The sequence below is a fragment of the Pseudomonas sp. PSB11 genome, from assembly GCF_014596605.1.
GTDB classification, from domain to species: Bacteria; Pseudomonadota; Gammaproteobacteria; order Pseudomonadales; family Pseudomonadaceae; genus Aquipseudomonas; species Aquipseudomonas umsongensis.
The window spans coordinates 92422-102940 of sequence record NZ_NOIO01000024.1; the positions used below are offsets into that span (position 1 = coordinate 92422).

Annotated in this window: 11 protein-coding genes; 3 read left to right on the top strand and 8 right to left on the bottom strand. The window is 58.4% G+C overall.

Annotation, left to right across the window (positions count from 1 at the left end; genetic code table 11):
• Window positions 1-44 precede the first annotated feature (44 nt).
• The 6 genes from coq7 to hemJ form a co-directional block, all read right to left on the bottom strand.
• Window positions 45-692: a 2-polyprenyl-3-methyl-6-methoxy-1,4-benzoquinone monooxygenase gene (coq7, locus tag CGA21_RS23340; RefSeq protein WP_110754859.1), complete on the bottom strand. Its 648-nt coding sequence runs from the start codon at window positions 690-692 to the stop codon at window positions 45-47.
• Between the two features lie 171 nt (window positions 693-863).
• Window positions 864-1202, bottom strand: a complete 339-nt coding sequence (locus tag CGA21_RS23345) for a histidine triad nucleotide-binding protein (RefSeq protein WP_007986008.1) — start codon at window positions 1200-1202, stop codon at window positions 864-866.
• A 71-nt stretch (window positions 1203-1273) separates the two neighbouring features.
• On the bottom strand, window positions 1274-2062 hold the full coding sequence (locus CGA21_RS23350; protein WP_033038784.1) for an SDR family NAD(P)-dependent oxidoreductase: 789 nt from the start codon (window positions 2060-2062) through the stop codon (window positions 1274-1276).
• Between the two features lie 61 nt (window positions 2063-2123).
• Window positions 2124-3059 carry a DUF805 domain-containing protein gene (locus CGA21_RS23355; RefSeq protein WP_188265132.1) on the bottom strand — a complete coding sequence of 312 codons (936 nt, stop codon included), beginning with the start codon at window positions 3057-3059 and terminating at the stop codon, window positions 2124-2126.
• 62 nt (window positions 3060-3121) lie between these two features.
• Complete coding sequence (locus tag CGA21_RS23360) at window positions 3122-4090, bottom strand: NAD(P)H-dependent flavin oxidoreductase (RefSeq protein WP_110754854.1); 969 nt, start codon at window positions 4088-4090, stop codon at window positions 3122-3124.
• A gap of 33 nt (window positions 4091-4123) precedes the next feature.
• Complete coding sequence (hemJ, locus tag CGA21_RS23365) at window positions 4124-4552, bottom strand: protoporphyrinogen oxidase HemJ (protein ID WP_033038776.1); 429 nt, start codon at window positions 4550-4552, stop codon at window positions 4124-4126.
• Window positions 4553-4686: 134 nt separating this feature from the next.
• On the opposite strand from hemJ, the gene argC reads away from it, so the two are divergent.
• Window positions 4687-5721, top strand: coding sequence for an N-acetyl-gamma-glutamyl-phosphate reductase (gene argC / locus CGA21_RS23370; protein ID WP_020798783.1), 1035 nt, complete (start codon window positions 4687-4689; stop codon window positions 5719-5721).
• Between the two features lie 168 nt (window positions 5722-5889).
• On the top strand, window positions 5890-6240 hold the full coding sequence (erpA, locus tag CGA21_RS23375) for an iron-sulfur cluster insertion protein ErpA (RefSeq protein WP_007906865.1): 351 nt from the start codon (window positions 5890-5892) through the stop codon (window positions 6238-6240).
• A 71-nt stretch (window positions 6241-6311) separates the two neighbouring features.
• Here the strand turns inward: erpA and CGA21_RS23380 are convergent, their stop codons facing one another.
• Together CGA21_RS23380 and CGA21_RS23385 are read right to left on the bottom strand one after the other, a co-directional pair.
• A complete protein-coding gene (locus tag CGA21_RS23380; RefSeq protein ID WP_188265133.1) occupies window positions 6312-7403 on the bottom strand; it encodes an anhydro-N-acetylmuramic acid kinase in 1092 nt (363 codons plus the stop codon).
• A 3-nt stretch (window positions 7404-7406) separates the two neighbouring features.
• The gene (locus tag CGA21_RS23385; RefSeq protein ID WP_110754857.1) at window positions 7407-8843 is read right to left on the bottom strand and encodes a peptidoglycan DD-metalloendopeptidase family protein; all 1437 of its coding nucleotides are present in this window, start codon (window positions 8841-8843) and stop codon (window positions 7407-7409) included.
• 213 nt (window positions 8844-9056) lie between these two features.
• Here CGA21_RS23385 and tyrS point away from each other — a divergent pair, with 213 nt between their 5' ends.
• The gene (gene tyrS / locus CGA21_RS23390; RefSeq protein WP_188265134.1) at window positions 9057-10256 is read left to right on the top strand and encodes a tyrosine--tRNA ligase; all 1200 of its coding nucleotides are present in this window, start codon (window positions 9057-9059) and stop codon (window positions 10254-10256) included.
• Window positions 10257-10519: the final 263 nt, after the last annotated feature.

The window sequence follows — 10519 nt, forward strand, 5'->3', positions numbered from 1 at the left end:
GACTGCCTCAGGGCTGTCGCCTTTTTTGTTTCCGTTGCAGCCGGTCAGATCCGATAAGTACTCTTGGTCATGACCTTGGCCATCAAGCTCATCCCGAACTTTACCGGTGCCGGAAAGCGAAAGCCGCCAGCCTCCAGTGCGCTTTCGGCATGTTGTTCTTCATCGATGCGCATCTGCTCGAGAATCGCCCGGGATTTTTCATCCTCGGCCGGCAGTTGCTCCAGGTGTTCATTCAAGTGCTTGCACACCTGATCTTCTGTCGCTGCGACAAAACCCAGGCTGACTTTGTCGCTGATCAGGCCTGCAACAGCGCCTATTCCGAACGACATGCCATAAAACAGCGGATTGAGAATGCTGGTGTGGCTACCCAATTGATGGATGCGTTGCTCACACCATGCCAAATGGTCGACTTCTTCTTCGGCGGCATGCTCCATCGCGATGCGTACTTGCGGCAGCTTGGCAGTCAGGGCCTGCCCCTGGTACAGCGCCTGGGCACAGACTTCACCGGTATGGTTGATGCGCATCAGCCCGGCAACATGGCGAGTGTCTTCATCGCTCAATTTCGCATCGGGCTGCACAATGGCCGGCGACGGACGGTAGGGCTGGCCGCTGAAGGGCAGCAGGGTCCGCATCGCCGCATCGGCTTGCAGCAGAAAGCGATCAATTGGCGAGTAGTGACGTTGGGTAGTCATGCTGACCTCCGGAGGAATCTCGGCGGCCAGTTTAACCCAATCGGCCGGGGAAGGTTTGCGTTGGGTCATTACGACGCAGGCTCGCCCTTGTAGGCGCCAGGTTTGCCGGCGATGGCGATCTCAATGACGCCATCGCCGGCAAGCCTGGCTCCTACAGGAGCGTGTATTGAATCAGCCCGGTGGCCAGTGCATCTGACGCTGTCCAAGTACGTGCATATGAATGTGGTAAACAGTCTGCCCACCTTCTTCATTGCAGTTCATGACAACGCGGAAACCTTTTTCGCAACCCAGTTCCAGGGCCAGGCGCTGGGCGGTGAACAGGATATGTCCAGCCAGGGCCTTGTCGTCCTCGGTCAGGTCGTTCAGGGTACGTACCGGCTTCTTCGGGACCACCAGGAAGTGCACCGGTGCCTGCGGGGCGATATCGTGGAAGGCCAGTACCTGGTCGTCCTCGTAAATGATCTTCGCCGGGATTTCCCGGTTGATGATCTTGGTGAACAGAGTATCCACAGCTGTTTTCTCCGTTGTTTGGGCTGGCCCGAGTGTACCCATGCCGGTTGTACCCGCCCAGTGTTTTACCTTCAGCGCGGGCAGTGAGCCTTGATGACCATGCCGGTGATCGTCCTGATCAGCCAGCGCGAGCCGAACCGGGGCAGGGTGGCGAACCAGCGGTTGCGTCGCCCCGGAATAATGATTGCGCGATTTTTCTCCAGGGCTCGCACGGTATAGAGCGCGACTTCCTCCGGACTCATCAGCATTTTACTGTTGGACAGTTTGTCGTCGTTCAGTTGCGCGGTGCGGAAAAACGCCGTGCGAGTCGGGCCGGGGCAGAGCACCGAGACCTTGACCGCGCATTTTTTCAGCTCGACGCGCAGGGCTTCGGAAAAGTGCAGTACATAGGCCTTGCTCGCGTAGTAAGTGCTCATCCACGGCCCGGGCTGGAACGCCGCGACCGAAGCGACGTTCAGAATTTGACCGCCACCCTGTAACGCCATGCTGTTACCGATGGCATGGCACAGGCGAGTGAGTGCCAGGATGTTCACTTCAATCAAATCCTGTTCGGTCATCCAGTCTTGAGCCAGGAACGGGCCGCAAGTGCCAATGCCGGCGCAGTTGACCAGCAGGTCGATTTGCCGGTCACCTTCCTCCAGTTCCAGCAGGAAGCCCGACAGGCGCAGTGGCTCGCCCAGATCGCAGGCACGGAATAACACTTCCACGCCAAAACGTTGGGTCAGTTCAATCGCAATGCTTTCCAGCTGATCACGCTGTCGAGCCACCAGAATCAGGCTGCGGCCGCGCCGGGCCAGCGCTTCAGCCATCGCCAGGCCGATGCCGCTGGAAGCGCCGGTGATCAGAGCGTAACGGGTCATGCCATTCTCCATCGCAACAGCTCCGCGCCGCGACGCAGGTGTCACGGGCGGGGAGCGCTGTTCATTCTTTCGCAGAGTCTACAGGGGGCGGGGCTTCTTCGGCTGCCTCGGCTGGCGAATTTGCTTGCGGTTCGACTTCGACATCGATTTCCTCAGTGGTCATCGAGCCGCTTTGGTAGCTGCTTTCGAGGGTGTCTTCATACTCTTGCTGGATTGCCGAGATTCCACCCACCATTGCACCGACGGTAAATAAACCGATAAACACAATCCACAATGCACACAAAACCTTGACCGCCGTGCTGTTGGGCGGGGGAGGCGGGCCATAGCGGTTGGCGCCGACGTTGCCTGGCATGACCATGATCACCAGCGGGAAGAAACTGCCTACGAACGGAACCAGGTTCAGGAGCCAGAGCCAGCCCGACCAGCCTATATCGTGTAAACGCTGAATGGTGAACAGAACACTGATCACCACGAACGCCAAGAACAGGAAGAAGGCGAAGATGCCGCCGATGATCAGTCCGGTGGTGGAGTTGCCACTGACCAGACCCAGGCCGATGAGCGCAAACACGCCGACAACGGGAAGGGTCACCAGGCTCAGCACCATCGTCCACGCCAGAAAACGCAGGCGCCCGATGCGACCTTCGACGCTGAAGGGTTTGAGTACGGCAAACTCCGGCAGTCTTTCGCCCAGGCTGGCCTGTGGTGGCGAATACGGGGACTGCGGCACAGGATCGTGAACATCGGCCAGGTCTGGCTCGATCGCAGGTTGCGCCTCGATCCGGGCATCGACACCCGTGTTCCTCAAGGCTTGAAGATAGGCCTGGGCATCAGCTTGTGACAGGTCAGTCTTTAATGCTATCGGTCGACCATTGAACAGGCGCTCGATGGCGCTGACGTCGCTCTTGAACAGCGCAGCGAGATTGAGTTTAGCCGTGTTGATATCAACCCCCGGCAACAAAGTGCCGTCAAACACGATCTTGTAATGGTTTTCGCTCATTGCCCAGGCGTCCTTGTCGCAAGTCATCGATACGAATGGCCAGCCGCTGCTTGAGTGGTTGCTCAGCGCGGCCAGTGTTGGCGCAGTTGCTCTGCTTGCTCCTGTGCCTTGCGGTATTCGGCGTCGAGACGTGCGATCAGTTGTTCGACGCTTGGCAAGTCGTCGATTTCACCGACGCCCTGGCCCGCGGACCACACAGTTTTCCAGGCTTTGGCTTCATCGCTGATGGGTTTGAGTTTGGAGCCGAAATTGACTTCTCCCTTGTTTTGCAGCGCTGCCATGTCGAATCCGGCGGCCTCCAGGCTTTGGCGCATGAAGCTTGCCGGTACCCCCGACACTGCTGGAGTATGGATGATATCTGCGGCTCTGGACGTCAGCAGCATCTCTTTATAGGCGTCAGGCGCGTGACTCTCAGTGGTGCCGATAAATCGTGTACCGAAGTAGGCCAGGTCCGCACCGAGCAATTGTGCTGCGAGAATTTCGTGGCCGTGGTTCAGGCACCCGGCCAGCAGTAGCGTCTTGTCGAAAAACTGGCGGATCTCGGCGACCAGCGAGAACGGGCTCCAGGTGCCAGCGTGTCCGCCGGCACCCGCCGCGACGGCAATCAGCCCGTCCACACCCGCCTCGGCGGCTTTCTCGGCATGGCGACGGGTCGTCACATCATGGAAAACCAGGCCGCCATAGCTGTGGACCGCATCGACTACTTCCTTAACGGCGCCCAGGCTGGTGATCACGATCGGCACTTCGTGTTCGATGCAGATATCCAGGTCCGCCTGCAAGCGCGGATTGCTGTTGTGCACGATCAGGTTCACCGCGTAGGGCGCAGGGTTTTCCAGAGTCGCCAGCTGCGCCTCGATTTCCTCCAGCCAGGCCTTGAAACCACTGCTCTCGCGTTGATTCAGCGCCGGAAAACTGCCCACTACGCCGTTGCGACAGCAGGCAAGCACCAGTTGCGGGTTGGAAATCAGGAACATCGGCGCGGCCACTACGGGCAAACGCAAGCGTTGTTCAAGCAGAGCGGGCAGCGACATTTGAAGTACCCCGGTGAGTGGTATCTATTGGATTTAGAACGGCCGAACGACGACCAGAATCACGATCGCCAGCAATATCAGAACCGGCACTTCGTTGAACCAGCGATAAAAGACATGACTGCGGGTATTTTCGCCACGGGCAAAGCGCTTTACCTGCGCGCCGCACATATGGTGGTAGCCGATCAGCAACACGACCAGGGTCAGTTTGGCGTGTATCCAGCCGCCCTGGCTGAAGATGCCTGGATTGAGGTAGATGAGCCAGCCACCGAAGATCAGCGTGGCGATCATTGCCGGTCCCATGATGCCCCGGTACAACTTGCGCTCCATGATGCTGAAGCGCTCCTTGCTGACGGTGTCTTCGCTTTGGGCGTGGTAGACGAAAAGGCGCGGCAGGTAGAACAGGCCGGCAAACCAGCACACGACGCTGATGATGTGGAAAGCTTTGAGCCACAGATAAAGCATTTTTGGTTATTCCCAGGTTCACGGTAACCGGATAGTAGAGGCTTGAGGCTCCGCACGTCACCTTGCCGGTTGTCGCAGGACGATACGGGCCCTATTATCGACGGCTTTCCAGTGGGTTCGTTGAGGGCAGGTTTATGGTCAAGGTCGGTATCGTCGGCGGCACGGGTTACACCGGTGTCGAACTGTTGCGTCTGTTGGCGCAACATCCGCAAGCTGAAGTGGTGGTGATCACTTCCCGATCCGAGGCCGGCCTGGCCGTAGCCGACATGTACCCGAACCTGCGAGGCCACTACGACGGCCTGGCGTTCAGTGTTCCGGACATCAAGACCCTGGGCGCTTGCGACGTAGTGTTCTTTGCCACTCCCCACGGTGTCGCGCATGCCCTGGCGGGTGAACTGCTGGCGGCCGGCACCAAGGTCATCGATCTGTCTGCGGACTTCCGTCTGCAAGACGCTGATGAGTGGGCGAAATGGTACGGCCAGCCCCACGGTGCTCCTGAACTGTTGGATGAAGCGGTCTACGGCCTGCCGGAAGTCAATCGCGAGCAGATCAAGAAGGCGCGCCTGATCGCGGTGCCGGGTTGCTACCCGACCGCTACGCAGTTGGGTTTCCTGCCATTGCTCGAAGCGGGCTTGGCCGATGCTTCGCGCCTGATCGCCGACTGCAAGTCCGGCGTCAGCGGTGCGGGTCGTGGTGCTGCTGTGGGTTCGCTGTACTCCGAGACGTCGGAAAGCATGAAGGCTTACGCCGTCAAAGGGCATCGCCACCTGCCGGAAATTCGCCAAGGTTTGCGTCGTGCGGCGGGCAAGGACGTTGGCCTGACCTTCGTGCCGCATCTGACCCCGATGATCCGTGGCATCCACTCCACGCTCTACGCGACCGTCGTGGATCGCTCGGTGGACCTGCAGGCGCTGTTTGAAAAACGTTATGCGAACGAGCCGTTCGTCGATGTCATGCCTGCCGGCAGCCATCCGGAAACCCGCAGCGTACGCGGCGCCAATGTGTGCCGTATTGCCGTGCACCGCCCTCAGGACGGCGATCTGGTGGTCGTGCTGTCGGTGATCGATAACCTGGTCAAAGGCGCGTCGGGTCAGGCCGTGCAGAACATGAACATCCTGTTCGGGCTGGACGAACGTCTGGGCTTGTCCCACGCGGGCATGTTGCCGTAAGGCTATATCGCACACAGCAAAAGGCCCGTTGAACGGGCCTTTTTGCATTTCAGGCCGAGCGAATGGGTTGCTTGATATACCATAACAATAGTTGACCGCTTTTCTAGGAGAAGCGGATAATGCGCGTCATCACGCAATATGACGGCTTAACGCCGGGAGATAGTCAGCATGAGCGTCGAATCCTTCACCCCCACGGCTTTGCAATTCACCCACGGTGCCGCGCACAAGGTGAAGAGCCTGGTCGATGAAGAGGGGAATGATCGCTTGAAGCTGCGCGTATTCGTTACGGGCGGCGGTTGTTCAGGTTTTCAGTACGGCTTCACTTTCGATGAAGAAGTGGCCGATGACGACACCATCGTTGAGCGCGAAGGTGTGAGTCTGGTTGTCGATCCTATGAGCTTCCAGTACCTGGCAGGAGCCGAGGTGGATTATCAGGAAGGTCTGGAAGGCTCGCGTTTCGTCATCAAGAACCCGAACGCTACCACCACCTGTGGCTGTGGCTCTTCGTTCTCGATCTGATCAGCGCGCCTGAATCATCAAAACGCCGCACGGCCTCAGGGCCCTGCGGCGTTTTGCTGTCCGGCATTTAACTATGCGGGGTAGATGGCGCCAAGTACGCGCAGCCCACGGGCACCGGTGACGCTCGGGCGATTGGCCGCGATACCTTCCAGGCAGCAGTGAGCCAGCCAGGCGAAAGCCATGGCTTCGACCCAGTCAGGGTCTACGCCGTGAGTGGCGGTGCTGCTGACGGTCGCATCTGGTAGCAGGCCCGCCAGGCGCTTCATGAGTGCAGCATTGTGTGCGCCACCACCGCAGACCAGCAGTTCCTGCGTATTGGCCTGGGCGCTGCGCAGCGATTCGACGATGGTCAATGCCGTCAGCTCCAGCAGCGTTGCCTGGACGTCCTCGGCTGCGAAGGCTGGCAGCGCTGCCAGATGTCGGGTCAGCCATGGCAGGTTGAAGACTTCGCGGCCGGTACTCTTCGGGCCCTTTGTTACAAAGAAGGGGTCGCTGAGCAATGCCTTCAACAGTACCGGTTCGACTTTGCCGCTGGCAGCCCATTGGCCATCACGGTCAAAGTTGTCTCCGAGCCGTTGCTGAATCCAGGCGTCCAGCAACACGTTGCCCGGGCCGCAGTCGAAACCTGCGACAGGCTTGCCGGGTTCAATCAGGCTGAGGTTGCTGAAACCACCCACGTTGAGCACGGCGCGGTTGCCAGGCTGTTCTTCAAAAAGTGCTTCGTGAAAGGCTGGTACCAGCGGTGCGCCTTGCCCGCCAGCGGCGACGTCGCGGCTGCGGAAATCACTGACCACCGTGATGCCGGTCAGCTCGGTCAGCAGGGCCGGATTACCGATTTGCACCGTGAAGCCGCGTGCGGGTTCATGGCGAATGGTCTGGCCGTGACTGCCAATCGCGCGAATGTCGTCAGGCTTGAGGTGCTGTTGGGCAAGGAGGGCGTTAACACCCTGCGCTGCCAGTTTCACCCAGTTCTGTTGGGCAATGGCGGAGCGGGCGATCTCGTCCGGACCGCTGGCGCACAAGCCAAGCAGCTCGGCGCGCAGTGAGTCGGGCATCGGGATGTAGTGGGTGGCAATCAGTCTGATCGCCGGGGCTTGTTCGATCAGCGCTATGTCCAGGCCATCAAGGCTGGTCCCGGACATTACACCTATATAGAGCGCCATGGCTTAGCGCTTGGCCGAAGCCAGCTGGGTGGCTCTTTCCTGGTCCATGCGGGCCATCAGTGGCTGGCTTTGCGCCAGGAAACGTGCGCGTTCAGCTTTGGAAATCGGGTCGGCCATCGCTACTTTCTGGCCCAGCGGATCGACGTGTACGCCATTGACCTGGAATTCGTAATGCAAATGCGGGCCGGTGGAAAGGCCGGTAGTACCGATGTAGCCGATGACCTGGCCTTGCTTGACTGTTCCTCCGGTCTTGACGCCTTTGGCGAAGCCTTGCATGTGGCCGTACAGCGTGCGGTAGGTATTGCCGTGCTGCAGAATGACCGTGTTGCCGTAACCGCCGCGGCGACCTGCCAGCAGCACTTTACCATCGCCAGCCGCCTTGATTGGCGTACCACGCGGTGCTGCGTAGTCCACACCTTTGTGGGCGCGGATCTTGTTCAGGATCGGGTGTTTGCGGCCCATGGAGAATTTCGAGCTGATGCGGGCGAAATCCACCGGGGTGCGGATGAATGCCTTGCGCATACTGTTGCCATCAGCCGTGTAATAGCTGCTGTTGCCTTGCTTGTCGGTGTAGCGCACGGCGGTGTAGGTCTTGCCGCGGTTGGTGAAGCGTGCGGACAGGATCGGACCGTTGCCGACCGCTTTGCCGTTGACCACTTTCTGTTCATAGATCACGTCGAATTGGTCGCCCTGGCGAATATCCTGGGCAAAGTCGACGTCATAGCCAAACACGCTGGCCATGTCCATGGTCAGGCTATGCGACAGGCCGGCACGCGCAGCTGACTGTGACAGCGAGCTATTGATCACGCCATGCACGTAGGCGGAACGCACGGTGGGCTTGGCGGTCGTGCGGTTGAAGCTGTAACCCTTGTCGTTCTTGGTCAGGGTGATGGTTTCGAGGTCGCTGACTTTGCTATGCAGGCTGGTCAACTGGCCGTCCGGACCCAATTCGAATTCGAGTTTCTGCCCATGCTTGAGCTGGCTGAACTGCTTGGCCTGTTTGTCGCTGGCCAACAAGTCATGCACTGAAGTGGCTGGAAGGCCGACTTTTGCGAACAGCGTAGAGAGCGTATCGCCTTTGCTGACGATCACTTCCCTGTGGCTTGGCGCCTTCTTTTCTTCTGCAACCGGCACAGGTGCTGCAGCAGGCAGGGGCGCTGCCTGAGCCGTTTCCTGAGGCTCCTGAGGGCTGTCCTCGATCTGTGCAAAAGGAGACTCGACCGGCTCATTTGTGGCTTGGACGGCGTGTGCAGCGTCTTGTTCTTGTGTCAGTTGTTCAGCAGGGCTTTCCAGTTCAAGGCTCAGGGTTGTCTTTTTGGCTTCTACATCACTGGAAGGAAATACCAGAAGCGCCAGGCTCAGCAGGGCGGCAATGCCACTGGCTGCGAGCAGATGGGTTTTCGGGTAAAGCGGTGGCGCTTTAGACGATTCTTTGGTCATAAGTAGTGTTTTGACTTTGAAAAAGATGAATTGGAAAAGATGAATGACATGATGAAGATGAAATAACTGTATAAAATATAACCAAATCATCCCTGAAGCAAGTCCGTGGACGCTCTGTCAGCGGATTGGCGTCATTGTGCCGGCCGAACTTTGTATTTGACGCGCGATCTTGTATGGTTGGTCCCCTTTGAATTCGAGTCTTGCGGGTCTGTTATGAAGTCGGTTGAAGAGCAGCTAGCGCTGATTAAACGTGGTGCGGAAGAACTGTTGGTCGAGTCCGAGCTGATCGAAAAGCTCAAGCGTGGCCAACCGCTACGTATCAAGGCCGGCTTCGATCCGACCGCCCCGGATTTGCACCTGGGCCACACCGTGCTTATCAATAAGCTGCGCCAGTTCCAGGAATTGGGTCACCAGGTGATCTTCCTGATTGGCGACTTCACCGGGATGATTGGCGATCCGAGCGGCAAGAGTGCAACACGTCCTCCGCTGACTCGTGAGCAGGTTCTCGAAAATGCCGAGACCTACAAGACCCAGGTGTTCAAGATTCTCGATCCAGCCAGGACTGAAGTGGCGTTCAACTCCACCTGGATGGATCAGATGGGCCCCGCCGACTTCATCCGCCTGACTTCGCAGTACACTGTGGCTCGCATGCTCGAGCGCGATGACTTCGACAAGCGCTACACGACCAATCAGCCGATCGCCATCCATGAGTTCCTTTATCCGCTGGTCCAGGGTTACGACTCGGTCGCCTTGCGCGCGGATGTCGAGCTCGGCGGCACCGATCAGAAGTTCAACCTCTTGATGGGGCGTGAATTGCAGCGTGGTTACGGCCAGGAAGCCCAGTGCATTCTGACCATGCCCCTGCTTGAAGGTCTGGATGGCGTGAAGAAGATGTCCAAGTCCCTGGGCAACTACGTCGGTATCCAGGAAGCGCCGGGAGTGATGTACAGCAAGCTGGTCTCCATTCCGGATGCGTTGATGTGGCGTTACTTCGAGCTGCTCAGCTTCCGTTCCATGGATGAGATCAATGCCTTCCGTTCCGATGTCGAGGCGGGCGCCAATCCGCGTGATATCAAGATCAAGCTGGCTGAAGAGATCGTTGCCCGCTTCCATGGTGAAGAGGCGGCGGCCAATGCTCATCGTGCGGCAGGTAACCGTATGAAGGACGGTGAGCTGCCGGACGATCTGCCTGAGATCGAGTTGACCGCAGCCGAAGATATGCCGATTGCCGCTGTCCTTAATAAGGCAGGCCTGGTGAAGAACTCGGCTGTGGCGCGTGATCTGCTCGGTTCCGGTGGTGTGCGTATCGATGGCGAGGTTGTCGATCGCTCCTTTATGTACGTACTGGGAGCTACCCACGTTTGCCAGGCCGGCAAGAAGGCTTTTGCGCGTATTACGCTCAAATCTGAATAAACCTGTAACAAAGGGTTGACGGCGGATCTCAGGGGCCTATAATTCGCCCCACTTCCGGCGCAGTCGAAACGGAAAACTCCTTGGTAAACAATGAGTTACGAAGTTTTCGGCAGCAGGTTGCTTCAGTTCATCGAAGCGCCAAGGCAGTTGAAAAAGAGGTGTTGACAGCAGCGTGTAACGCTGTAGAATTCGCCTCCCGCTGATGAGAGATCTGAAGCGCAAGTGGTTGAAGTTGTTAAGGTTTCCTTGAAAGCTTCTGAAAA